Annotated in this window: 27 protein-coding genes; 19 read left to right on the forward strand and 8 right to left on the reverse strand. The window is 61.0% G+C overall.

What is annotated here, in order from left to right; all coding sequences use genetic code 11:
• The first annotated feature begins 2 nt into the window (after positions 1-2).
• The 4 genes from ACUN9V_RS10010 to ACUN9V_RS10025 all read left to right on the forward strand — a co-directional run bounded on the left by ACUN9V_RS10010 (position 3) and on the right by ACUN9V_RS10025 (position 3,946).
• On the forward strand, positions 3-803 hold the full coding sequence (locus tag ACUN9V_RS10010; RefSeq protein WP_075562014.1) for a carbohydrate ABC transporter permease: 801 nt from the start codon (positions 3-5) through the stop codon (positions 801-803).
• 28 nt (positions 804-831) lie between these two features.
• The gene (locus ACUN9V_RS10015; RefSeq protein ID WP_075562015.1) at positions 832-1,104 is read left to right on the forward strand and encodes a DUF2160 domain-containing protein; all 273 of its coding nucleotides are present in this window, start codon (positions 832-834) and stop codon (positions 1,102-1,104) included.
• 82 nt (positions 1,105-1,186) lie between these two features.
• Positions 1,187-2,935 carry an ABC transporter substrate-binding protein gene (locus tag ACUN9V_RS10020; RefSeq protein WP_075562016.1) on the forward strand — a complete coding sequence of 583 codons (1,749 nt, stop codon included), beginning with the start codon at positions 1,187-1,189 and terminating at the stop codon, positions 2,933-2,935.
• A 177-nt stretch (positions 2,936-3,112) separates the two neighbouring features.
• On the forward strand, positions 3,113-3,946 hold the full coding sequence (locus ACUN9V_RS10025) for an HDOD domain-containing protein (RefSeq protein ID WP_445511281.1): 834 nt from the start codon (positions 3,113-3,115) through the stop codon (positions 3,944-3,946).
• Between the two features lie 44 nt (positions 3,947-3,990).
• Here the strand turns inward: ACUN9V_RS10025 and ACUN9V_RS10030 are convergent, their stop codons facing one another.
• The 4 genes from ACUN9V_RS10030 to ACUN9V_RS10045 form a co-directional block, all read right to left on the reverse strand.
• A complete protein-coding gene (locus tag ACUN9V_RS10030) occupies positions 3,991-4,464 on the reverse strand; it encodes a GAF domain-containing protein (protein ID WP_075562104.1) in 474 nt (157 codons plus the stop codon).
• A gap of 120 nt (positions 4,465-4,584) precedes the next feature.
• Complete coding sequence (locus ACUN9V_RS10035; RefSeq protein WP_445511282.1) at positions 4,585-5,385, reverse strand: MetQ/NlpA family ABC transporter substrate-binding protein; 801 nt, start codon at positions 5,383-5,385, stop codon at positions 4,585-4,587.
• Between the two features lie 138 nt (positions 5,386-5,523).
• Positions 5,524-6,177 carry a methionine ABC transporter permease gene (locus ACUN9V_RS10040; RefSeq protein WP_075562019.1) on the reverse strand — a complete coding sequence of 218 codons (654 nt, stop codon included), beginning with the start codon at positions 6,175-6,177 and terminating at the stop codon, positions 5,524-5,526.
• A complete protein-coding gene (locus ACUN9V_RS10045) occupies positions 6,158-7,201 on the reverse strand; it encodes a methionine ABC transporter ATP-binding protein (protein WP_439286638.1) in 1,044 nt (347 codons plus the stop codon). The genes ACUN9V_RS10040 and ACUN9V_RS10045 overlap by 20 nt, the downstream gene beginning before the upstream one ends.
• A 266-nt stretch (positions 7,202-7,467) precedes the next feature.
• On the opposite strand from ACUN9V_RS10045, the gene ACUN9V_RS10050 reads away from it, so the two are divergent.
• The 11 genes from ACUN9V_RS10050 to ACUN9V_RS10100 all read left to right on the forward strand — a co-directional run bounded on the left by ACUN9V_RS10050 (position 7,468) and on the right by ACUN9V_RS10100 (position 14,836).
• Complete coding sequence (locus ACUN9V_RS10050; protein ID WP_075562021.1) at positions 7,468-8,076, forward strand: riboflavin synthase subunit alpha; 609 nt, start codon at positions 7,468-7,470, stop codon at positions 8,074-8,076.
• Positions 8,077-8,220: 144 nt separating this feature from the next.
• Positions 8,221-8,772, forward strand: coding sequence for an adenine phosphoribosyltransferase (locus tag ACUN9V_RS10055; protein ID WP_075562022.1), 552 nt, complete (start codon positions 8,221-8,223; stop codon positions 8,770-8,772).
• A 103-nt stretch (positions 8,773-8,875) separates the two neighbouring features.
• Positions 8,876-9,364: a xanthine phosphoribosyltransferase gene (gene gpt, locus ACUN9V_RS10060; RefSeq protein WP_075562023.1), complete on the forward strand. Its 489-nt coding sequence runs from the start codon at positions 8,876-8,878 to the stop codon at positions 9,362-9,364.
• Positions 9,365-9,382: 18 nt separating this feature from the next.
• Positions 9,383-10,072 carry a uracil-DNA glycosylase gene (gene ung, locus ACUN9V_RS10065; protein ID WP_445511283.1) on the forward strand — a complete coding sequence of 230 codons (690 nt, stop codon included), beginning with the start codon at positions 9,383-9,385 and terminating at the stop codon, positions 10,070-10,072.
• Between the two features lie 57 nt (positions 10,073-10,129).
• Positions 10,130-10,759: a uracil phosphoribosyltransferase gene (gene upp / locus ACUN9V_RS10070; protein ID WP_075562025.1), complete on the forward strand. Its 630-nt coding sequence runs from the start codon at positions 10,130-10,132 to the stop codon at positions 10,757-10,759.
• Complete coding sequence (gene mobA / locus ACUN9V_RS10075; RefSeq protein WP_245392122.1) at positions 10,756-11,385, forward strand: molybdenum cofactor guanylyltransferase MobA; 630 nt, start codon at positions 10,756-10,758, stop codon at positions 11,383-11,385. The genes upp and mobA overlap by 4 nt, the downstream gene beginning before the upstream one ends.
• A 47-nt stretch (positions 11,386-11,432) precedes the next feature.
• Positions 11,433-12,008: a molybdopterin-guanine dinucleotide biosynthesis protein B gene (mobB, locus tag ACUN9V_RS10080; protein ID WP_445511341.1), complete on the forward strand. Its 576-nt coding sequence runs from the start codon at positions 11,433-11,435 to the stop codon at positions 12,006-12,008.
• A gap of 132 nt (positions 12,009-12,140) precedes the next feature.
• Positions 12,141-12,923 (forward strand): cyclic pyranopterin monophosphate synthase MoaC, encoded by a 783-nt coding sequence (gene moaC / locus ACUN9V_RS10085; protein WP_075562026.1) that lies wholly within the window; start codon positions 12,141-12,143, stop codon positions 12,921-12,923.
• A 13-nt stretch (positions 12,924-12,936) separates the two neighbouring features.
• Positions 12,937-13,398: a molybdopterin synthase catalytic subunit MoaE gene (moaE, locus tag ACUN9V_RS10090; RefSeq protein ID WP_075562027.1), complete on the forward strand. Its 462-nt coding sequence runs from the start codon at positions 12,937-12,939 to the stop codon at positions 13,396-13,398.
• Complete coding sequence (gene moaA, locus ACUN9V_RS10095; protein WP_075562028.1) at positions 13,395-14,384, forward strand: GTP 3',8-cyclase MoaA; 990 nt, start codon at positions 13,395-13,397, stop codon at positions 14,382-14,384. Before moaE ends, moaA begins: the two co-directional genes overlap by 4 nt.
• 161 nt (positions 14,385-14,545) lie before the next feature.
• Positions 14,546-14,836, forward strand: a complete 291-nt coding sequence (locus ACUN9V_RS10100) for an H-NS family histone-like protein (protein ID WP_075562029.1) — start codon at positions 14,546-14,548, stop codon at positions 14,834-14,836.
• Positions 14,837-14,971: 135 nt separating this feature from the next.
• On the opposite strand, the gene ACUN9V_RS10105 is transcribed toward ACUN9V_RS10100, so the two are convergent.
• Complete coding sequence (locus tag ACUN9V_RS10105) at positions 14,972-16,660, reverse strand: ribonuclease J (RefSeq protein ID WP_445511284.1); 1,689 nt, start codon at positions 16,658-16,660, stop codon at positions 14,972-14,974.
• A 478-nt stretch (positions 16,661-17,138) separates the two neighbouring features.
• Here ACUN9V_RS10105 and purU point away from each other — a divergent pair, with 478 nt between their 5' ends.
• The gene (gene purU, locus ACUN9V_RS10110) at positions 17,139-17,987 is read left to right on the forward strand and encodes a formyltetrahydrofolate deformylase (RefSeq protein WP_110691680.1); all 849 of its coding nucleotides are present in this window, start codon (positions 17,139-17,141) and stop codon (positions 17,985-17,987) included.
• A gap of 90 nt (positions 17,988-18,077) precedes the next feature.
• On the opposite strand, the gene dinB is transcribed toward purU, so the two are convergent.
• Both dinB and lexA read right to left on the reverse strand, forming a co-directional pair.
• Complete coding sequence (dinB, locus tag ACUN9V_RS10115) at positions 18,078-19,148, reverse strand: DNA polymerase IV (RefSeq protein ID WP_445511285.1); 1,071 nt, start codon at positions 19,146-19,148, stop codon at positions 18,078-18,080.
• Positions 19,149-19,166: 18 nt separating this feature from the next.
• Positions 19,167-19,814, reverse strand: a complete 648-nt coding sequence (lexA, locus tag ACUN9V_RS10120; protein WP_075562032.1) for a transcriptional repressor LexA — start codon at positions 19,812-19,814, stop codon at positions 19,167-19,169.
• Positions 19,815-20,161: 347 nt separating this feature from the next.
• On the opposite strand from lexA, the gene ACUN9V_RS10125 reads away from it, so the two are divergent.
• The 3 genes from ACUN9V_RS10125 to ACUN9V_RS10135 all read left to right on the forward strand — a co-directional run bounded on the left by ACUN9V_RS10125 (position 20,162) and on the right by ACUN9V_RS10135 (position 22,676).
• Entirely contained in the window at positions 20,162-20,830 is a 669-nt protein-coding gene (locus tag ACUN9V_RS10125) for a TetR/AcrR family transcriptional regulator (RefSeq protein WP_445511286.1), read from the forward strand.
• Between the two features lie 178 nt (positions 20,831-21,008).
• On the forward strand, positions 21,009-22,025 hold the full coding sequence (gene nagZ / locus ACUN9V_RS10130) for a beta-N-acetylhexosaminidase (protein WP_445511287.1): 1,017 nt from the start codon (positions 21,009-21,011) through the stop codon (positions 22,023-22,025).
• Positions 22,026-22,103: 78 nt separating this feature from the next.
• Entirely contained in the window at positions 22,104-22,676 is a 573-nt protein-coding gene (locus ACUN9V_RS10135; RefSeq protein ID WP_445511288.1) for a hypoxanthine-guanine phosphoribosyltransferase, read from the forward strand.
• A gap of 91 nt (positions 22,677-22,767) precedes the next feature.
• Here the strand turns inward: ACUN9V_RS10135 and ppsR are convergent, their stop codons facing one another.
• Positions 22,768-23,601: a posphoenolpyruvate synthetase regulatory kinase/phosphorylase PpsR gene (ppsR, locus tag ACUN9V_RS10140; protein WP_075562036.1), complete on the reverse strand. Its 834-nt coding sequence runs from the start codon at positions 23,599-23,601 to the stop codon at positions 22,768-22,770.
• Positions 23,602-23,657 lie beyond the last annotated feature (56 nt).

Genomic DNA, 23,657 nt, shown 5'->3' on the forward strand with positions numbered 1-23,657 from the left:
CCATGAGACTGCGCAAGAGTCTGGTGATGCTGATCTATCTGCTGTTCGTGCTGGTGCCGATCTACTGGCTCGTCAACATGTCGTTCAAGTCGAACCGGGAAATCCTCGGCGGGCTGACGCTATGGCCGACCGCCCCGACACTGGACAACTATCGTGTCATTTTCACCGAGCCGACCTGGTACACGAGTTATCTCAACTCTCTCAGCTATGTCTCGATGAACATGCTGATCTCATTGCTGGTCGCGTTGCCGGCCGCCTATGCGTTCTCGCGCTATCGCTTTCTGGGCGATAAACACATGTTCTTCTGGCTGCTGACCAACCGGATGGCGCCGCCTGCCGTGTTTCTGCTGCCGTTTTTCCAGCTTTACTCGGCGGTAGGGTTGTTCGATACGCCGATCGCGGTGGCACTGGCGCACTGTCTGTTCAACGTGCCGCTGGCGGTATGGATTCTCGAGGGTTTCATGTCGTCGGTGCCCAAGGAGATCGATGAAACCGCGTATATCGACGGTTATACCTTTCCCAAGTTCTTCATCAAGATTTTCCTGCCGATGATTCGGCCCGGCATCGGCGTCACGGCGTTTTTCTGCTTCATGTTCTCCTGGGTCGAACTGTTGCTGGCGCGAACGCTGACCTCGGTCGATGCCAAGCCGATCGTGGCGCAGATGACCCGTACGGTCTCGGCATCAGGCATCGACTGGGGCGTGCTGGCGGCTGCAGGCGTCGTTGCGCTGCTGCCTGGCATCGCCGTGATCTATTTCGTGCGCAACCACGTGGCCAAGGGCTTCGCCCTGGGTCGCGTCTGATCCGTCTGGCCAAAGAGGGGGAACCACTATGGGTTGGATGGCCTGGACACTACCGACGACTCTGTTCTTTGCCGGGATCGCGGCACTGCTGGTCGCGATGACGGTATGGCAGACCGTATCTCCGGGGCGAGAACGCAAAGGCTTTCTGCCACTGACGACATCGCGCGGCGATCGGCTGTTCATCGGCCTGCTGGCATCGGCCTACGGCCATTTGCTGGTTCTGGCACTCACCGACTGGCCGCTCTGGATCGCGACCGCGATCTGTGTGGCAGCCATGGCAATCATCATGAAATGGGGGTAACGCATCGACCAGGGATCATCGCTCTTCATCGGATAGCGCCACGACAGCAAACGAAGTAAGGATAACAAAGAGGGTTAACGCTATGTTCGATATCAAGCACGCCAGATCGCGACGCCGATTGCCACTGAGCATCGGCATCAGCCTTGCCGGTTTGATGGCCGTCTCGGGAACCGCGATCGCCGATCAGTATCAGGATGCCGCCAAACGCTGGCTGAGTGACGAGTTCAAGACCTCGACACTCACACCCGAGCAGCAGATGGACGAGATGCAGTGGTACATCGATGCCGCCAAGCCGTTCCGTGGCATGCAGATAAACGTCGTTTCGGAGACGCTCACGACGCACAAGTATGAATCCGAGGTTCTGGCCCGCGCGTTCAGCGAGATCACCGGCATTCAGCTGAAGCACGATCTGATCCAGGAAGGGGACGTGATCGAGAAACTGCAGACGCAGATGCAGTCCGGTCGCAACATCTACGATGCCTACGTCAACGACTCCGATCTGATCGGCACGCATTTTCGCTACGGCAAGGTGGTGCCGATTTCCGACATGATCAAAGGCGACGCCGCCGAGGTGACCTCGCCGACACTGGATCTCGATGACTTCATCGGCCTCTCGTTCACCACCGGACCTGACGGCAAGGTCTATCAGCTGCCGGATCAGCAGTTTGCCAACCTTTACTGGTTCCGCGCCGACTGGTTCGACGATCCCGATCTCAAGGCGCGTTTCAAGGAAAAGTACGGCTACGACCTGGGCGTGCCGGTGAACTGGTCGGCCTACGAGGATATCGCTGACTTCTTCACCAATGACGTCCACGACATCGATGGCCAACGGGTGTACGGCCACATGGATTACGGCAAAAAGGATCCCTCGCTGGGCTGGCGTTTCACCGATGCCTGGTTCTCGATGGCCGGGGCCGGCGACAAGGGCATCCCCAATGGTCTGCCAGTGGACGAGTGGGGGATTCGGGTGGAGGATTGTCGGCCGGTGGGCTCGAACGTTACCCGCGGTGGCGCAACCAACGGCCCGGCCGCGGTATTCGCAACCCAGAAGTACATCGACTGGCTGCATGCCTATGCGCCCCCGGAAGCCCAGGGCATGACGTTCTCGGAAGCCGGGCCGGTGCCGGCGCAGGGTAATGTCGCTCAGCAGATCTTCTGGTACACCGCCTTCACCGCCGACATGACTCAGAAGGGGCTGCCGGTGGTCAACGAGGATGGCACGCCCAAGTGGCGGATGGCGCCATCACCGGTGGGGCCGTATTGGGAAGACGGCATGAAGAAGGGCTATCAGGACGTCGGATCCTGGACCTTCATGAAATCGACCCCCGAGAAGAACCGTCTCGCCGCCTGGCTCTATGCGCAGTTCGTGACCTCGAAGACGGTCTCGCTGCAGAAGACGCTGGTGGGGCTGACGCCGATCCGGGAATCCGACATCCAGTCCCAGGCGATGACCGACGCCGCGCCGAAACTGGGTGGCCTGGTCGAGTTCTATCGTAGCCCGGCGCGACTGCAGTGGTCACCGACCGGCACCAACGTGCCGGACTATCCCAAGCTGGCGCAGCTGTGGTGGCAGTATATTTCCCAGGCGGTCAGCGGTGAAACCAGCGCGCAGCAAGCCCTGGATGGGTTGGCGGACGCCCAGGATCGGATGATGGAGCGCCTGGAGCGGGCCAATGTCCAGCCAAACTGCGGGCCCAAGCTGAACGAACCTCGCGATGCGCAGTATTGGCTGGATCAGCCCGGTGCGCCCAAACCCAAACTCGACAACGAGAAACCTCAGGGCAAGACCGTCCCTTACGACGAGATGGTGAAATCCTGGCAGAAGAGCTGAGCGACTGACTCGGCAGTCACCTGCAACATCAACTTATCGCGTCGCCAAGGCGACGACCTCCCCGCCGGTTTACCGGCGGGGTTTTTGTTTGTCATTCCGGCCATTGGGTTAACTTATGCCGGCCTCAGGACTTTTCGTGGAGCGACAGATAATATTGGGGAATAGCTGGAGTGAAACATGTCATTGAATTCGCTTTTCGAACATATTCATCAGTTACCTAGCGTACCCGCCGTGGTCACCGAGCTGATCGCCAGTCTGGACAATGACCGGATCAGCATTCATCGGGTGTCGTCCATCATCCGCAGGGATCCCAGCCTCAGCCTGAAACTATTACGCTCCGCCAACTCCGTGCGCTATGGCGTGGGGCGAAACGTGGCAACGATCGACGATGCCTTGCTGCTGCTGGGCTTCGACCGTGTACGCACGCTGGTGATCGCTTCGGGCCTGGTATCCATGCTCAGAGAGGTGCCTGGACTTGACCGCAAGGCTTTCTGGCGCGAGTCGTTCATGGTCGCCAACTTGAGTCGTACGATCGTCCAGCACAGCAAACTGGGGGAATTGGCGCCGGAGACCGCGTTCACCTGTGGCATTCTGCATCACGTGGGCTCCGCGCTGATGCATATCGGCCACCCGGAAACGATGCAGCGGATCGATGCACTGGTCGAGCAGGGCGCGCCGCGGATCGAGCTGGAAGCCAACCAGTTCGGCTACACGTTCAGCGAAGTGGGTGCCGAGCTGGGGCGCCGCTGGCGCTTCCCGCAAACGATCTGCAATGCTCTGACGTATCAGGGAAAGCCACTGGAGGCCGTGCCTTTCTCGCCCTACGCCGCTGCCGTCCATCTGGCGATCGGCCTGTACCGGAATATCGCCGGCGGGCGTCGTGAAGAGCACGCCCTGGGAGAAATGCCGCGCGAGGTTCGTCGTCCGCTGGCGCTGGATCTGCTGTCGCTCTATGAAGATATCCTGCAGATAGTGCGTACGGATGACGAGCTGGGCGTGTTTCTGGATTGAAGCCGACATCGTGCGCTCGATAGTCCGACTCCGGTTTCAGGATTTCAGTCTTGTCCGACGCTCTCGTGGAGGTCGCTGGCGGCGGCGAAAACATGACACAGCCGCTCGATACCCGCTTGATCCTCGGCCGTGAATCGAGCCGGTTCGGGGCTGTCGATATCCAGCACGCCCCAGACTTCGTCGTCGATGATGATGGGAACGACCAGCTCCGAACGCGACGCCGCATCGCAGGCGATATGATCGGGGACGGCGTGAACGTCGTCGACGCGCTGAGTCCGGCGCGAACGTGCGGCGGCGCCGCAGACGCCTTTGGAGAACGGAATCGGGTTGCACGCCGGCTGGCCCTGGAACGGGCCCAGAATCAGCGTCTCCGGTTGGCGCTGCAGATAGAAGCCGACCCAGTTCAGCTTCTCGAGTGTCTGCATCAGGAAGGCGCTGGTCTGGGCTGAGTTGGTCAGCCAGTCGCGCGTATCCAACAGCGCTGTCAGCTGGCGCTCGAGGGAATCGTAGTCGGTCATCGTGGTCTCCTCGAAAAATGAACGAAAAAAGGTCAACTGAAAAACGAAAACCAGCGCCTCGGGCGCTGGTTTCGTGATGATCATGATGTCTGGCTCGTCACATTGGTGACGCCGCCGCGATCACTTCCAGCCGGGAACGGCGCCGCCCTGGAACAGTTCCTGGGCCTTGTCGGCAACGGCATCGGACTGATAGGCCTTGACCAGTTCCTGAATCTCCTTGCGATCCTGATCGCCACCCCGAACTACGATCAGATTGACGTAGGGCGAGTCCGGGCCTTCCTTGATCAGCGCATCGTCCAGTGTCAGACCGGCGGGCTGCGTGAAGGTGCTGTTGATGAAGGCCATGTCGACGTCCTGCAGTACGCGCGGCATCTGGGCGGCCTCGATCTCCTTGAACGAGTAGTCGTGCGGGTTCTCGGTGATGTCGATCGGCGTCGCTTCCAGATTCTCGTCATCGTCGAGCGTGATCAGGCCCTGCTTGTCCATCAGGATCAGCGAGCGACCTTCGTTGGTCGGATCGTTGGGAACGGCGATAGTCGCGCCATCCGGCAGATCGTCGATGCTGTCGTACTTGGTGGAGTAAGCGCCGATCGGGTAGACGAAGGTTTTGCCGGCCACGGCGAAATCATAACCGCGGTCGTTGACCATCGAGCGCATGTACGGCTCGTGCTGGTAAGCGTTGGCATCCAGGCTGCCGTCCGCCAGTGCCGCATTGGGCGTGACGTAGTCGGTGAACTCGATGATCTCGACATCGAGGCCGTACTTCTCCTTGGCCACCTGTTTGGCCACCTGCATGACATCGGTCTCGGGACCGGCCATGGTGCCGACCTTGATGGTGTCATCGGCGGCATGAGCGCCACCGGCGACCAGGCCCAGACTCAGCGCGGCAGCGCCCAGCGTGCGTGTGATTGAAATCGGCATTGGCGACTCTCCCTGAGGATATTGCTATCGATGATTGAGGCCGACGCTCTTGTCGGCGTCTGACGACCGCTGAAATATAACGGAATAACAACGACCGCGGTAATTCATTCTGGTTATTAATCTAGTGGCCGTCGGCAATCACTTGTGATCGCTCTTGCGCACCAGATAATCCCCCAGGCTCTGAAACAGCTGCACCATGACCACGAGCACGACCACGGTGATCAGCATTACGGTCGGGTTGAAGCGGTTGTAGCCGTAGCGGATACCCAGGTCACCCAGCCCGCCACCACCCACCGCGCCGGCCATGGCGGAATAGCTGACCAGGGCGACGACGGTGATCGTCAGACCGTTGATGATGCCGCCCCGGGCTTCCGGCAGGAGCACCTTCATGATGATCTGCATCGGCGTCGCGCCCATCGACTGCGCGGCCTCGACCAGGCCGGGAGAAACCTCGTTCAGCGCACCCTCGACCAGCCGGGCGACGAACGGAATGGCGGCGATGGTCAGCGGTACCGCGGCGGCATTGGTGCCGATGGAGCTGCCGACGATCATGCGGGTGAACGGAATGATCGCCACCAGCAGGATGATGAACGGTACCGAACGGCCGACATTGGTGACGATACCGAGGAGGGTGTTGATGATCGGCTGGGCCAGAATCTGGCGTGGCCGAGTGACGTAGAGCAACACGCCGAGCGGCACGCCGATGAGCGTGGACAGGATGCCGGCGACGGCAACCATGTAGAGCGTCTCGAGCGTGGACTGCCAGACGAGATCAATCAGGGCGCTGGACATGACCCATTACCTCCACTTGCAGATCAAAGGATTCGAGCGTTGCCAGCGCTTGCCGGGTCTGCGAGGCGCTGCCCATCAATTCGGCGATCATCAGGCCCAGCGTGCGGCCCTGAATGGATTCGACCTTGGCCTGCAGAATGCTGACGTCGATGCCATGTTCACGGGCCAGCCGCGAAATCAGCGGGGTGGCCACGCTGTCGCCGGAGAACGTCAGTCGCACCACTGGGTGGGTGTTCGCTCCCGCTTCCGGTTCCAGGCGTTCGATCAGGGCCTGGGGGGCTTCCAGCTTGAGGAAGTCATTCAGAAATTCCCGACCCAGCTGCGTGCTAGGCGAGGTGAAGAAGTCACCGACATCCGCGTCCTCGACCAGGCGGCCATCGGAAATCAGCCCCACTCGATGGCAGATCGTCTTCACGACTTCCATCTCGTGGGTGATCAGCAGAATGGTCAGCCCAAGCTGCTGATTGATCTCCTGCAACAGCGTCAGGATCGAGGCGGTGGTCTGCGGATCGAGCGCCGACGTCGCCTCGTCGCAGAGCAGCACCTTGGGCCGGCTGGCCAGGGCGCGGGCAATGGCCACGCGCTGTTTCTGGCCGCCGGACAGCTGCGCCGGATATTGCGTCGTCTTGTCGGCGAGGCCCGTCATCTCGAGCAGCGGCGTGACGCGTTCGCGAATGGCCTGGCGCGACTGGCCCATCAATTCCAGCGGCAACGCCACGTTGTCGTAGACGGTACGATTGGTCAGCAGGTTGAAGTGCTGGAAGATCATCCCGCACTGGTGGCGCGCCTGGCGCAGCGCGGCGGCGTCCATGGCGGTCAGTTCCTGCCCGTCGATGATGACGCGACCGGCGGTCGGCCGCTCGAGCAGATTGACGCAGCGGATCAGGGTTGACTTGCCGGCGCCGGAAAGGCCAATGACGCCGTGAATCGTGCCTTTCGGCACCTGCAGGTCGATGTCCTTCAGCGCCTGCACGGCGCCGGGCCCGCTGCCGTAGGTTTTGGAAACGTTGTCCAGTGAGATCATTGGGCGTGTCGAAAGCGTCTGGCTGAGAGTCGGAAAAGCGGGGCGTCGTCTACCGCGCCGATAGGGCGCCAACGGCGTCAGACCCGCGTCGATGAGCGCAGTAGTATACGGATCTCGCCGGGTCGGAGCGACCGCGGGATGTCGTACAGCAAGCGCGCCGATTTCCTGGCAGGCATCGCCAGCGTGCTAGAATTCTCGTTCTTGTTGCCCGCCGAGCGTGTCTGTCATCGGCGGCTAGCTATCCGTTCAGGCCAGGAGTGAGGTTCATGTTTACCGGGATCGTGCAGGATGTGGGTACCGTGATAGCGATCGAGGAGCGTGAGCAGTTGCACACCCATGTGGTGGCGATGTCGGCGGCGATGCGCGAAGGCCTGACGTTGGGGGCCTCGGTATCCCATAACGGTTGCTGTCTGACGGTGACGGCGATCGACGAGGAAAACGTCAGTTTCGATCTGATGCGTGAAACGCTGCGGCTGACCAATCTGGGTGATCTCGGTGTCGGAGGCCGGGTCAACCTCGAGCGAGCCGCGCGCTTCGGCGACGAGATCGGCGGGCATGCCATGTCGGGCCATATCATGGGAATGGCCAAGCTGGTGGAAATCGACGAAGCGCCCAACAATCGGCGGCTGTGGTTCGAGCTACCGCAGGATCTGGCTCGCTTCGTGTTCGACAAGGGTTATATCGGTGTCGACGGCATCAGCTTGACGATCGGTGCGGTGGAAGCCGGGCGGTTTTGCGTCAATCTGATTCCGGAAACGCTGGTCAGAACGACCATCGGCGAACGAGTGCCGGGGGATCGCGTCAATCTGGAGATCGACCCGCAGACCCAGGCGATCGTCGAGACCGTGGAGCGGGTAATGGCGTCGCGCAGCTGATCGTCGAGGACAGGCCATTCCATGCCGGCCACGGCTCGCGCCATGGCCTCGGCTTGGGTAACATATGCGCCTTTGCGCCAAGAATCATCGTTGCAGGACTGACTGTTTACGGCGCGCCGTGTCCGGCCAATGGAGTTTCCCCTGATGAGTAGCAGTATCTACGGCGACTATATCAAGTCGGTCATTCGCACCGTGCCCGACTGGCCGCACGCCGGCGTCAACTTCCGCGACATCACGCCGCTGCTTCAGAACAGCGCCGCGTTTCGCAAGCTGATCGACAGCTTCGTGCATCGCTATCAGGAGCTCGAAGTCGATGCCATCGCCGCCATCGACGCGCGCGGCTTCATCGTCGGCGCACCGCTGGCCTACGAGCTGGGCTGCAGCTTCGTACCGGTTCGCAAGAAGGGTAAGCTTCCGTTTCGAACGATCAGCGAGACCTATACGCTCGAGTACGGGGAGTCGACGGTCGAACTCCATGCCGACGCGTTTCGCGAGCATGATCGCATCGTGCTGATCGACGATATCATCGCGACGGGCGGGACCATGCTGGCGGCGGCGTCGCTGATTCAACGCAGCGGCGGCCACATCGTCGAGACAGCGACCATCCTCGACCTGCCGGAACTGGGTGGCTCGGCCAAGATCCGCGAGGCCGGCTATAGCGTCTTCGCGGTCTGTAGCTTTACCGAAGACGAGTAAACGTCTCGGAGCCGTTATTCGAAAAGGCCTCCATTCGAAACGATAGAAGAGGCCTGCCGCCGCCATCTGCCGATGGCGGCCCGATCCACAGGTTGGATACGCCATGACCGCCAATCGTTATCAGCACCATTTCACCGTGTCTTGGGACCAGCTTCACCGCGATGTCCGGGCGTTGTGCCATCAGCTCGTCGAACGTGATTTCCAGGGGATCGTCGCGATCACCCGCGGTGGACTGATCCCGGCTGCGCTGATCGCCCGCGAGCTCGATATCCGCTTGATCGACACGGTCTGCATCAAGAGCTACGACGAACAATTCCAGGGCGACCTTGACGTGATGAAAGGCGTCGATCACGACGGTGACGGCTGGCTGCTGGTCGACGACCTGGTCGATACCGGCAAGACGGCGCGGGCCGTGCGCGACATGCTGCCCAAGGCCCACTTCGTCACCGTCTATGCCAAGCCGGAGGGACGCCCGCTGGTCGACCAGTGCCTGACCGAAGTGGCTCAGGACTGCTGGATCCAGTTTCCCTGGGATCTTGGCCACGCCTACGTCGAGCCGCTGGTGGACCAGATGCGCTCACCCAAACCCTGACTGACGCGGAGCTCTTCGATGTCTCAGTCGCCGTTACCGGACAGCTGGAACGCCTATCTCGGCGATGAATTCAGCGCTCCCTACATGCTGAAACTGCGCGAGTTTCTGGCTGAAGAGAAGGCCGCGCACAAGGTTATCTATCCGCACTCGTCGCACTGGTTTCGCGCCTTCGAGCTGACGCCGCTGGATCGGGTCAAGGTGGTGATACTGGGCCAGGACCCTTATCACGGCCCCCATCAGGCCCACGGCCTCTGCTTTTCGGTGCGCCCTGGCGTGCCGACGCCACCCTCGTTGCAGAACATCTACAAGGAGCTGGCCACCGACGTCGCCACGACTCCGGTCAATCATGGCTTCCTCGAAAGTTGGGCCGAGCAGGGTGTGATGCTGTTGAACAGCGTCCTGACGGTGGAGCAGGGCAATGCCGGTTCACACCGCAATCGCGGCTGGGAGACGTTCACTGATCGCGCCATTCAGGTCATCAACGAGCACTGCGACGGCGTGGTATTTCTGCTGTGGGGCAGCTATGCCCAGAAGAAAGCGAGCTTCGTCGATCGCGGCAAGCATCTGGTCCTGCACGCGCCGCATCCCTCGCCCTTATCCGCCCATCGAGGGTTTTTCGGTACGCGCCACTTTTCCCAGGCCAACGCCTTTCTCGCCAATCGTGGGCTGACGCCGATCGAGTGGCAATTGCCGGCCAGCGTCGCCTGAATCCGGCTCCTCGCGTACAATATCGGCGTTTCCTCCATTATGACGAAGGCGCCGATCATGAGTGTGCATCCCATCTCCCATCCCCTGGTCAAACACAAGCTCGGACTGATGCGGGCGGCCGATATCAGCACCAAGAGCTTTCGTGAACTGGCTTGCGAAGTGGCCAAGCTGCTGACTTACGAAGCGACCCAGAATCTGGAGATGGAACCGGCGACGATCGAAGGCTGGGACGGCTCGCCGATCGATGTCGAGCAGATCAAGGGCAAGAAAGTCACCATCGTGCCGATTCTACGTGCCGGTCTGGGCATGCTAGATGGCGTCACCGACCTGATTCCCAGTGCGCGCATCAGCGTGGTGGGGCTCTATCGGAACGAAGAGACGCTGGAGCCGGTGCCCTATTTCGAGAAGTTTGTCAGCGACCTGGACGAGCGTCTGGCGATCGTCATCGACCCCATGCTGGCCACGGGCGGCTCGATGGTCGCGACGCTGGACATGCTCAAGGAGCGAGGCTGCCAGCAGATCAAGGTGATCGTGCTGGTGGCGGCGCCGGAAGGGATCGAGCGGGTGCAGCAGTCCTATCCCGATGTCGAGATCTACACCGCGGCCATCGACGAGCGACTCGACGAGAACGGCTACATCGTCCCGGGTCTGGGCGACGCCGGCGACAAGATCTTTGGCACGCGGTGATCGAACGTTCCGATGTGACGGGCGTACTGCTTGCCGGCGGTCGCGGGCGGCGCATGGGCGGCGTCGACAAGGGCTGGTTGTCTCTCGACGGGGAGCCGCTGGTCGAGCGTGCGCTGCGCCGGCTGGCGCCTCAGGTCGATCGGATCGTCATCAGTGCCAATCGCCACGTCGACGACTATCGACGCCTGGGCCATGCCGTCGCCACCGACTCGCTGCCTGACTATCCCGGCCCGCTGACCGGCCTTTCGAGTGCGTTGCCGCTCGTCTCCACGCCCTGGGTTCTGTTGACGCCGGTGGATATGCCTTGGCTGCCGTCCGATCTGGTACCTCGACTGTCGAGTTCGATGGGCGAGGCGGACGTCGTCGTCGCGCATGACGGACAGCGGCTCCAACCGCTGGTCGCATTGATCCGCAGTTCGCTTCACGAGGACCTGGCGGAATGGCTGGAGGCCGGCGGTGGCAAGGTGATCGGCTGGTATGATCGGCACCGTTGGTGTCGGGTCGAATTCTCCAACCGGGAGGCCGAGTTCACCAATCTCAACACCCCGCAGGAGCACGAGTGGGCGGACCGCGCGGGCAAAGCGCCAACCGGCTCATCAGGATGCGACAGAGAGACACGCCGATGAATCAGCCGGACGACGCTGCGCCCGGCAATGACAATCCGGGTGCTGTCATGCCTCATGACGTCATCCTTGCCAAAGGCTCGATTCCGCTGCTCGGCGTTGCTGCCTGGAGCGGTACCGGCAAGACGACGCTGCTGGAAGCCTTGCTGCCAGGGTTACGCCAGCGTGGTTGGCCGGCGGCGGTGATCAAGCACGCCCACCATGAATTCGACATCGATACGCCGGGTAAAGATAGCCACCGCCTGCGAGAGGCCGGTGCGGCGCCGATGGTCGTGGCCTCCGGACGGCGCTTCGCGCTGATGATGGAAACCCCCGGCCAGCAGGAACCAGACCTGCCGGCGCTGGTGGCGCAGGTCGCGGCCCTGAAACCCGCGTTGATTCTGGTCGAAGGGTTCAAGACGTGGCCGATTCCCAAGCTGGAACTGTATCGCGGCGATGATGGCCGACCGCTGCTGGCCGAGCACGATGCTTGGGTCGAAGCGATAGCCTTCAAATCCGCGGACACACCGCCGCAGATTCTGGCGCGATTGCCGGCGAAAGTGGCCCGGCTCGAGCTGGACGATCGCGAGGCGATTCTCGACTGGATCGTCGATTGGGCGATCCGTGAGCAGGCCGAGCGAAATTGAACGATCCGCTCCGGAGTCGGCCTTTCTATCGATCTGTCATGATGTGTGCCATGTGAATGACAGGCATCAACGCGCCAGCCACACTACACTGTCCGTTTGATCTCACACGATTAGAAGCGAGGCGAAATCCGCATGACGCTCACGCATCTCAACGCGCGAGGCGAAGCGCATATGGTCGATGTCGCCGATAAACAGGAGACGCGACGTGAAGCGCGTGCCTGTGGTGCGATTCACATGCAGGCTGCGACTTTGGCACTGCTGGCCGAAGGCGGACTGCCAAAGGGAGACGTCCTTGCGACTGCCCGAATTGCCGGCATCCAGGCCGCCAAGCGAACCCACGAACTGATCCCGCTGTGTCATGCACTGGCACTATCGAAAGTCAGCGTCGAATTCAGGCTGGATACGTCGCAAAACTGCGTGCATGTCGAGGCGTTCTGTCGTCTCAATGGGCGCACGGGTGTCGAGATGGAAGCACTGACAGCGGTCTCGGTCGCGTGCCTGACGCTTTATGACATGTGCAAGGCGGTCGACAAGGGGATGACTATCGACGGCGTCCGCCTGGAAGAAAAACGCGGCGGACGCTCCGGTGACTGGTCGCGTGAATCAGGGCCTGAATCGGACGAGATTGCGGCATTCAATGAGGAGGCGTCATCCGTCGCGAACACCGTCACGATACACTTTCTCGCCGAGCTTCGGGAACGCTTCGCCATCGCCGAATTGACGCTGGATTGGGAGCGGATTCCGTCTCGCGATATCGCGGGCATCAAGCTGGCATTGATCGACCGGGATCCCAAATTCAAGGCATTGCTGCATCAGCGCGTTCTTTGCGCGCTCAATCAGGCCATGAGTCAGGATGATGCTCCGATAGCGCCGAGTGACGAAATCGCTTTCTTCCCGCCGGTCACCGGTGGTTGAACGGAGGGGACACATGACGATAGCGATAAGGGTTCAGCAGACGACTTTCGACGTTGGCGCTGAACAGCTCGCACTGACAGAGAGTCGTTGCGACATCGGCGCCGTGGTCAGTTTTACCGGATGGGTGCGCGACTTCAACGAGCGTCCCGACGTGACGGCGCTGACCCTGGAACACTTTCCGGGGATGACCGAGAAGGCGCTTCACGCGATAGCTCAGGAAGCCAGTGACCGCTGGTCGTTACAGGGCGTCACCATCATTCATCGCATTGGTCGTCTAGAGCCGGGAGAGGCCATCGTTCTCGCGATGGCGGCTAGCGCACATCGTCACGCGGCTTTCGAGGCGTGTGACTTCATCATGGACACTTTGAAAACGCGGGCCCCTTTCTGGAAAAAGGAGCACACCGAGAGTGGCTCCTATTGGGTCTCGGAACGGCAAAGCGACCGCGAAGCTGCGGATCGCTGGGAGCATTCATGACCGCTTTGATCGACAAGTTTTCGCGTCAGGTTCGGTACGTACGAATTTCGGTCACCGACCGCTGTGATTTTCGCTGCGTTTACTGCATGAGCGAAGAGATGACATTCCTGCCGAGAGCCCAGGTCCTGACGCTCGAAGAATTGCATCAGGTCGCGCGCGCTTTCACTGAGCTGGGCGTCGAAAAGATACGGCTCACCGGCGGCGAACCGCTGGTACGCAAGGGGATCGATGATCTGGTGGCAGACATCGGTGGCCTGCCGGGTCTGAAGGATTTTGCCATGACCACCAACGGGGCCAGCCTGCCCCGTTACGCGCGGTCGCTGAAAGCGGGTGGCATGACTCGTCTCAATATCAGTCTGGATTCTCTCGATCCCGAACGGTTCAAGCGGCTGACCCGAACCGGAGATCTGGGCAAGGTCATAGACGGTATCCACGCCGCGCAGGATGCCGGCTTCGAACGTATCAAGCTCAACGCCGTCATTCTGCGTGGACGCAATGACGATGAAGTGCTGGATCTGGTCGACTTCGCCCGCACCGAGCAGCTGGATATCAGTTTCATCGAAGAAATGCCGTTGGGGGATGTCTCGGATCACTCGCGTGGAGAAACCTTTTACTCGAGCGATGACGTACAGTCCCGCATCGAGTCTCGCTACGCTCTCATGCCGTCGACGGAATCGACTCTGGGGCCGTCGCGCTACTTCCGCATGCCCGGCAGCGAGAGTCGTGTCGGCTTCATTTCTCCCCATAGCCACAATTTCTGCAGCACTTGCAATCGTGTGCGCGTCACGGTCGAGGGCAGGTTGTTGCTCTGCTTGGGTAACGAGCACTCGGTGGATCTGCGCGATACCTTGCGTCGCTATCCGGGCGAACTGGAACCTCTCAAGGAGCAGATTATCGAGGCGATGGATTTGAAGCCGGAGCGTCATCATTTCTCGACGGACGGAGACGTGCAAGTTGTTCGCTTCATGAATATGACGGGTGGTTGAAGCGCTTTACCATTAACCCCGGAAAGTATTTGAATCAAAAAAGGCACGCTTAATAGGCGTGCCTTTTTTGATTTAATTTCTTGCCAAAAGGGGTGGTGAGAATATACTTTCAACAAAACATCCGGCCTAATGTCGTGTCGAAATCTAGCAAGGAGAGGACGATGTCCACCGAGTCTCTGGAACGCATCGCTCGTAATAAAAACGTTGCGCGTGCCGCTGCACGTCAACTGAGCATGGAGCAGTTACATAAGCTCTCCGAAGTCATCGTCGAAGTGATCGAACAGAAGCAGGAAGAAGATCACGAGCGTCTAAAGGAAGAGGCTGACAAGCAGAAGAAGCTGGCCGAAATCCGCGAGGCGATGAATAGCGCTGGATTGTCGATGGATGATCTGGTGGGAGAGCAGCCGCGCAAGCGTCGCGGCCGCCCGCCGAAGAATGCCAACAAAGGCTGAATCGGATCGCGATGTCCGGAACCTTATTCGCTATTGTCGCTAGCGGTAAGGTCATCTAGGTCAGACCGGGTGGGTGCTGGCCAGTCGAAAGAAGCGCGTTCGTTATACAACGGACGCGCTTTTTCTATCGATGATTCAGCGAGAAGATACCGAGCGCACTTCATATTCCGGCTGAGGGTCCGCAGGCATCAACTGCAGGTGGATTTCCGGCAGCGCCGGCAGTCGTTCGTGCAACCACTCGCGTAGAGGGCCAAAGAGCTGCTGGCGCAGTTGTAATAGCGTTTCGGCCGGAATCATGTCGATTCGATCATCCAGCCAGTCGGCCAGCGCCTCTTCGTCGAGCGGTAGCGCAACTTCGCTATCCCACAGCAGTCGGCCGATGCGGGTCCAACCGGTTTCGGTCGGCAGCACGTTGAGCGCCAGCGACAATGTCAACGCATGCTGGCGGGCCGATACCGGCGACGTTCGTTCACCGGGTCGCATGCGTGAGGCGATCAACTGAGGTCGCAAATGATGCTGGTCTTTCATTACCAGCGTCTCGGATTCCAGCGCCAGCACGTTGCCGTTATTGACCAATTGGGGGACATGGATGCCGAGCGCCGTAGCCAGTTCGCGATGGGCTTCCTGGTGTGTGGCTTCGCCATGGACCGGCAGCAACATCTTCGGCTGCAGCCAGGCATAGAGTTGGCGCAGTTCCTCGCGAGCCGGGTGCCCAGAGGCATGGAGCGCGGGGTCCGTGTGTTCGTCATGGATGTTGACGCCGATTCGCTTGAAGCCGGCCTTGAGGCGACCGATGAGTCGCTCGTTGCCGGGAATGGCGCGAGCCGAAAAGATCACGTCGTCCTGGGGCTGTAGATCGACGGCAGAGTGTCGGCCCTGCGCCATCCGCGATAGCGCCGAACGCGGCTCGCCCTGACTGCCGGTGGCGATGATCAGCACTTCCTCGGGTAGCAGATAACCCAGATCATGCGCCGGGACCCGAGGGGGAAAGTCGTCCAGATAGCCGAGCTGGAGCGCAATCGCGACCATGCGCTCCATCGAGCGGCCGAGCAGCGCGACTCGTCGCCCAGTGTGTTCTGCGATCTTCCCCAGCGCCTTGATCCGCGCAATGTTGCTGGCGAAGCAACTGACGATGACACGCCCGCGACAATTCTCGATGACCGCTTCCAGCGCGCTGGCAGCTTCCGTTTCGCTGCGTGAATGCCCTTCGACATCGGCGTTGGTCGAATCGGCCACGACCAGGTCGACCGGCGCCAATGCCTTGAACTGGGCAGCGGAGAGCGGCGCGCCGATGAGCGGTCGCTCGTCCAGTTTCCAGTCGCCGGTGTGCAGGATGCGGTGGCGGGGCGTAATGATCGAGAGCGCGCAACTCTCCGGTATCGAGTGCGTTACCGGCAGGAAGGTTACCTCGAACGAACCGATGGCGACGCAGGCGCCGGGTTGAATCGGCTTGAGGGCATCGGTCCTGAGGCCCTGTTCGAGAAATTTGCTACGCAGCATTTCGATCGCGAACGGAGTGGCATAGACCGGGCAGTTCCAGCGCGGCCAGATCCAGGCGAGAGCGCCCAGATGATCCTCATGGCCGTGGGTGATGAAGACCGCCGAGGGCACCATGGCATTGGTCGCCAGATGTTCGATATCGGGAATCTGCAAAGGCTGATCCGGCAGGTCCTGGCGGATCATCATCCCGCAATCGACGCCAATCCAGTTGCCGTCATAGCCGTAGAGCGACAGGTTCATGCCGATTTCACCGCAGCCACCCAGGGGATGGAACAGCAGCGGTGGGTAAGAGCGGGGGCGTATCTGCGCGCGCGGACGGAACATCGGCATCCTTAAAGGGTGAAATCTGGTTTCACTATAAGTCATGCCTCTCGGCCCGCTCAAACCTCGCGTTGCGCTGGCCGTCATCGAGGGATCGGGTACAATGCGGCCCGGCGAGGTGTCAGGCGGGCCACAGCGACGTTATACCCTGCACGTCTGTCAGGCGTTTATAGTCGGCGCGTCGGCCGGGATTGCGTTTCTGCGTCAGGCAGAGCGCCCTCGTTTTACCAAGCAGTCTCGGCGATGCCTGTGGCAGCTTCCCGATTGCCGAGCCACTCGATGTGCATCGGGGTTTTATGGAGAGGTTTCACGGGAAGGTTTCATGGTGAGCTGCCATGACGTTTGGCCATACCCGAATCGTGACCGTTTCGCGTCGTGTCCTGATCCCGTCGTATGTTTATATTTCGAATTTCTCTGATCTGAATTTCCCTGACTCGAGTTTTCTGCATTCGAGCCACCCAGCAGGAGTCGCGCGAGAGTTATGTCGCACCATTATCGTCTGATCGTCTCATGCCCCGATCGCGTCGGGATCGTCTCTCGCGTGGCAGGATTCATCGCGGCACAAAACGGTTCGATCATCGAAGCCAACCAGCACTCCGACCTGGACGTCGGACGCTTCTTCATGCGTTACGATATTCAGTCGGACACCTTGAGTGCCGAGGCCTTTCGGCAAGCGTTCGCGCCCATTGCCGAAGCGTTCGAGATGACCTGGCGGCTCACCGATTCCGCCCGCCGTCAGCGCGTGGTCATCATGGTCTCGCGAGAATCCCACTGTCTGGTCGATCTGCTCTATCGCTGGTCGGTCGGGGAGCTCGACTGCGATATTCCCTGCGTGATCTCCAACCATGAGGCGTTGCGCTCGCTGGTGGAGTGGTACGGGATAGCGTTTCATCACGTCCCGGTGGATCCCGACGACAAGGCTCCCGCCTTTGCCGAGACCGAACGTCTGATCGAGGCCGCACAGGCCGATAGCGTGGTACTCGCCCGGTACATGCAGATCCTGCCACCCGATATCTGCCAGCGCTATGCGGGCCGGGTGATCAATATCCATCACAGCTTCCTGCCGTCCTTCGCCGGCGCCAAACCGTACCACCAGGCGTTCGAGCGCGGCGTCAAGCTGATCGGAGCCACCTGTCACTTCGTCACCGAGGATCTGGACGCCGGGCCGATCATCGAGCAGGACATCCAGCGCGTGTCGCACTGCCACACGCCCCAGGATCTGGTGCGCCTGGGCCGCGACGTGGAAAAGGCCGTGCTCGCCCGCGGCTTGCGCTGGCACCTGCAGGATCGGGTGCTCATTCAGGGTAACAAGACCGTGGTTTTTTCCTGACGCCGCTAGCGCCGAGAACGGTCGCCCGACGCGAGGAGACGAGCGACGGCGGGCTGCGAGGTGGCAGCGAGAGACGCGAGGCGATAACGCTCAGACCGCGTCCGTCGGGTCGATGTCCTCGAACAGCGTCAGCTGACGTTGATCCTGCTCCGGAAGCAGGCGCACGCCGACGCCCAACAGTCTGACCGGCCGTTCCCCGCGATGCCAGGCGCTCTCGAGCAGCTCGTGAAATCGCGCGTCGATAATCCCGCTGGCGCCGGTTTCCTGGGTGGTGCTGGCGAAGTCGTTGAAACGTACCTTGATGAACTGCTTGTTGATGGCGGGATCGCCGTGCCTCGCCAGCCGTTCGTGCAGTTTCTCGATCAGCGGTATCAGCGCCTGATGGCAACTGGCCAGCGCCGGTAGATCGCGATCATAGGTGGTTTCCACGCTGACCGACTTGCGTTCGCGGGAGACATTGACCGGTCGCTCGTCGATACCTTGGGCCAGTTCGTGAAGGCGCTGCCCGAACTTGCCGAACTGATCGAGTAATCGGTCCAGCGGCTGGGCGCGTAAATCGGCGCAGTTGGCGATGCCCAGCGAGTCGAGCTTGGCGGCGGTGGCCGGCCCGACGCCGTGGAGTTTCTTGACCGGCAGGTCGGTGATGAAGGACTCCGTCTGCTCGGGGGGAATCACGAACAGGCCGTCGGGTTTGTCCCAGTCGCTGGCTATCTTGGCAAGAAACTTGTTGGGCGCGACTCCGACCGAGATCACGATGCCGGTTCTCTCCAACGCTTCCTGCTTCAGCCACTGGGCCATCCAGGTAGCACTGCCTTGAAATCGGGTGACCTCGGTGACGTCGAGGTAGGCCTCGTCGAGAGACAGCGGTTCGACCCACGGTGTCAGTTCATGGAAGATGGCCTGAATCTGTTGGGAGACATCTCGGTACTTGTTGAAGTCTGGCGGCAGAATTTTCAGCTGAGGGCAGAGTCGCAATGCTCTGGCCGTGGGCATGGCCGAATGCACGCCGTAGTGTCGAGCGGGATAGTTGCAGGTCGCCACAACACCACGACGATCGGCGCTGCCGCCGATCGCCAGAGGGACTTCCTTCAGCGCGGGATCGTCGCGCATTTCGACAGCGGCGTAGAAACAGTCGCAGTCGGCGTGCAGAATCTTGCGCATGTCGCTAGAAGAGCACGATCAATGCAGGCCGGCGCCGTTGCCGCCACGGATGACGCCGACGCCAAGCCCTTCGATTTCGAGATGCTGATGCTCGAGGTCGATCACGATCGGTTCGAAGTCGGGATTCTCGGCGAGCAGCGTGACGCGGCGCCCTTCACGCTGGAAGCGTTTGACGGTGACATCGTCCTCGAGCCTTGCGACGACGATCTGGCCATTGCGAATCTGCTGAGTACGGTGAACGGCGAGCAGGTCGCCATCGAAAATACCGGCGTCTTTCATGGAGAGACCGCGAACTCTCAGCAGATAGTCCGCGCTCGGCGAGAAATAGTCAGCCGGTAGCGGGCAGTAGCGATCGATATGTTCGGTGGCGAGCATCGGGCTACCGGCGGCTACGCTCCCGATGATCGGCAGGCCGAGGGGGGAAGCCTCCTCCGGTTCGGGCTCGACGGCACTCGCCGGCAGACGAATGCCGCGGGAAGTGCCCGGGATCATCCGAATCACGCCTTTGCGATCCAGTGCGCGCAGATGCTCTTCCGCGGCATTGGGGGACCGAAATCCCAGTGCGCGGGCGATTTCGGCGCGCGTCGGTGGGTAACCGAATTCGCTCATTGTCTTGACGATAAAGTCATAGACATTCTGCTGCCGTGCGGTGAGGGGTCTCGCCATCGGTCTCTCCCTTGCCCGTGTCGCTATGTCAGTCAGGCGTGTGCGGGCCTGTTGAATTGCCAGGCATGTGCGGGCCTGTCGAATTGCCAGGCATGTGCGGGCCTGTCGAATTGCCAGGCATGTACTGGCCTGTTGAATCGCCAGGCGTTTCGAACCTGGCATGCGACCAGGCGTGTTCATGTATACAGCCTGGAATTGTATCCAGTCATCTTCGATGAGGGAAGGGGCTTTATCGCTCCAGACTGGACCTGGCGATGGGCTGGCCGAATGCCTGATTGTGCGGGCTGTCCCCGAATGATTAGAATCATGACCGTTCTAAGTCGTTGTTCTCAGGCGCGAGGTATGAGATGGCTCCACCCGATACCGTTACTCGCATTCTCGATACGGCGGAGATCCTGTTCGCCGAGAAGGGTTTCGCAGAAACCTCGCTGCGCAACATCACTACCCGGGCCAAGGTGAACCTGGCTGCGGTGAACTACCATTTCGGATCCAAGAAGTCGCTGATCCAGGCGGTATTCGCCCGCTACCTCGATCCGTTCGCGGCGCGTCTCAATACGGCGCTCGATGAACTGGAGTCCCGCTATCGAGGTAAGCAGATCCCGCTCGAGGTCCTGCTCGAGCAGCTCGCCACCAGCGTTCTGGAGGTGCCCGCCGAGCGCAATAGCCTCAAGATATTCATGAAGCTGCTCGGGCTCGCCTATACCCAGGCTCAGGGGCATCTGCGGCGTTATATTCAGGAGCACTACGGCGAAACCTTTCATCGCTTCGTCGAGTGCCTGCGCCTGGCAACGCCGGATTTACCGGACGTCGAGCGATTCTGGCGGCTGCATTTCATGCTGGGCACGGTGGTATTCACGCTCTCCGGCCTGGATGCGCTGCGCGATATCGCCGACAACGAATATCAGGATCATATGACGGTACGCGAGCTAATCCGGCATCTGCGCCCGGTGGTGGTTGCCGGCATGCAGGCGCCGCTCCCCGCTGCGCTGGAGGCGCACGCACCGCTGGCCGATTGAAGCGATAGAACCGACGCCACAAGGCGGATGCCATAGGGCGCCAGAACAGGGCGTCGAAACAGGGCGTCAGAACAGGACGTCGGAATCGCGTGTCCGGATAGCCTTGCGTCACGCTGCCTCTGTCATGCGTCTTCGGTGTCGTCTAGAATCGGGCGCTCAATGGTCTCAGGTGTTTGCTATGACTCAACCTCTCGGTCCGGTCATGCTGGATGTGGAAGGCACGCGGCTGCGTGATGAGGAGCGCCAGTTGATCTCCCGCCCGGAGGTCGGTGGCGTCTTGCTGTTTGCCAGAAATACGCCGGATGTCGCCACCACCCAGGCGCTGATCGGCCAGATTCGCGAATGTCGTCCCGATATCCTGGTGGCCGTCGATCAGGAAGGTGGCCGCGTACAGCGCCTGAAGGATGGCGTGACGCAGATACCGGCCATGGCGACGCTGGGTCGTCAGTTCGCCGAGTCTCCCGAGGCCGCACTGACGCTGACGCAGGATACCGGTTGGCTGCTGGGCATGGAGATGGCGGCCTGCGGTTTCGATCTGACCTTTGCCCCGGTCCTCGACCTCGATGACGATCAGTCGCCGGCGATCGGCTCGCGCAGCTTTTCGCCGGATCCCGAAGTGGTGAGCGCGCTGGCTGGCGCTTTCGTCGATGGGCTGCACGAATCGGGCCTGGTCGCGATCGGCAAGCATTTCCCGGGTCACGGCGGGGCGCGTCAGGATTCTCATTTCAAGATCGCTGAAGATCCACGGCCGTTGGCCGCTCTGCGAGAGCACGACCTGATCCCGTTCGCCCGGCTGGCAGGCAAGCTCGACGGCATCATGCCGGCCCACGTCATTTATTCCGCCTTCGACGATCGCCCGGCCGGTTTCTCCCCCAGCTGGCTGGGCATGCTGCGCGAAGAGCTGGGTTTCAAGGGCGCGATCTTCTCGGATGATTTGACGATGGCCGCGGCCCACACCGCCGGAACGCCGGGTGAACGCGCCGAGGCGGCCTGGAATGCCGGTTGCGATATGGCGGTGATCTGCAATGCCCCTGCCGACGCCCGCGCGGTGGTCGCTGCCTGCGAAGGGCGCCAGGCCCAGCGCATCGCCAAACTGCGTTACGCCCGCGCCCGGCCCAGTCTTGAGTCACTGGCGGCCATCTCCCGCTGGCGGCGGACCCATGCCCGTCTCAAGGCGCTCAACGAGTCCGAATGAGCGATAGTGGATATTGATATTTTCTACGGTGGCAGCGTCCGGGTCTGTCGCCGTGTTTTTCATGGTGAATGGTAAACAATGACTGACTCCCCACCGATTGATGCCCTGAGTTCGATGCAGGAAGTGATGGACAACGCAGACTGCCTGATCGACCAGGTTCAGGTCGAGCAGGCGCTGGATCGCATGGCAGCCGACATCACCCGCGAGCTGGGCGATAAGCTTCCGGTCTTCTACTGCGTCATGAATGGCGGTCTGATCACGACCGGGCACTTGCTGACCCGGCTCGGATTTCCGTTGGAAGTCGACTATCTCCATGCCACACGATATCGCGGCGGCATTCGGGGCGGCGAACTGTTCTGGCGCGTTTCGCCGGAAGTACCGATGGCCGGCCGTCATGTGGTGATCGTCGATGACATCCTCGACGAAGGAGCGACGCTCGCCGCGATACTCGATTACTGCCGACAGGCCGGCGCTGCCAGCATCTCGACGGCGGTCCTGGTCGACAAGCGTCACGACCGCAAGACCACGCCGAACCTCAAGGCCGACTACTGTGGGCTGGAGGTCGTCGACCGCTACGTGTTCGGTTTTGGCATGGACTACAAGGGATACTGGCGCAACGCACCAGGGATTTTCGCTCCCAAGGGTTTGTGACTAGGACTAGGGCTAGGGCTAGGGGTTCATGACGCGACGCCCGACAGCCGCCGCACGGCTCGGCCGTGCATGAGCCTCTCCTTCAGCCCGCTCACCGCGGGCTGAAGCGTCTCTGCAGTCCGGATTCGTTGATCATCCGGGTCGAGATCTCCTCGATCGAGAAGCGTGTCGTGTCGATGTAGGAGATATTGTGGCGGCGGTACAGCGCTTCGGCCTGGCCGATCTCCTGCATGCATTGGTCCATCGAGCAGTAGCGACTGTCGGGCCGGCGCTCGGTACGAATGGCCGCCAGCCGACGAGCATCGATGGTCAACCCGAACAGCTTGTGGCGGTGCTTGGCCAGCGAGGGGGGCAGGTTGAGAATCCCGTTCTCGTCGAGATCGTCTTCGGTCAGCGGATAGTTGGCCGCGCGGATGCCGAACTGCAGCGCGAGATAGAGCGAGGTGGGCGTCTTGCCGCAACGGGAGACGCCGATCAAGATGACATCCGCCTCCTGATATTGATGCGTCCTCGCCCCATCGTCGTTGTCGAGGGCGAAATTGACCGCCTCGATCCGATGCATATAGACGTCGTCACGGCCGATCGCGTGGGTGCGGCCGACGGTATAGGTGGAATGCGTCTCCAGTTCTTCTTCCAGCGGCGCGAGGAAGGTGGAGAAAATATCCACCTTGAACGCCGATGCCTCGGCGACGATATTGCGGATCGCTTGATCGACGATGGTATCGATGACGATCGGACGAATGCCGTCGCGTTCGGCGGTCGCTTCGATGATGCCGACCAGCGAACGGGCCTTGTCGAGCGTGTCGATGTAGGGCTTGGTGACCTGGATGAATTCGGTGTTTTCGAACTGCGAAAGCAGGCTGCGGCCGAGAGTTTCCGCCGTAATACCGGTGCCGTCGGAGATGAAGAAAGCGGTGCGGGGCATGGCGTTCATCCGAGTGTGTCGATTCCCCCATTGTCGGCCCAAAATCCCCCTGCGGG

It is taken from the genome of Salinicola sp. V024 (genome assembly GCF_052645315.1).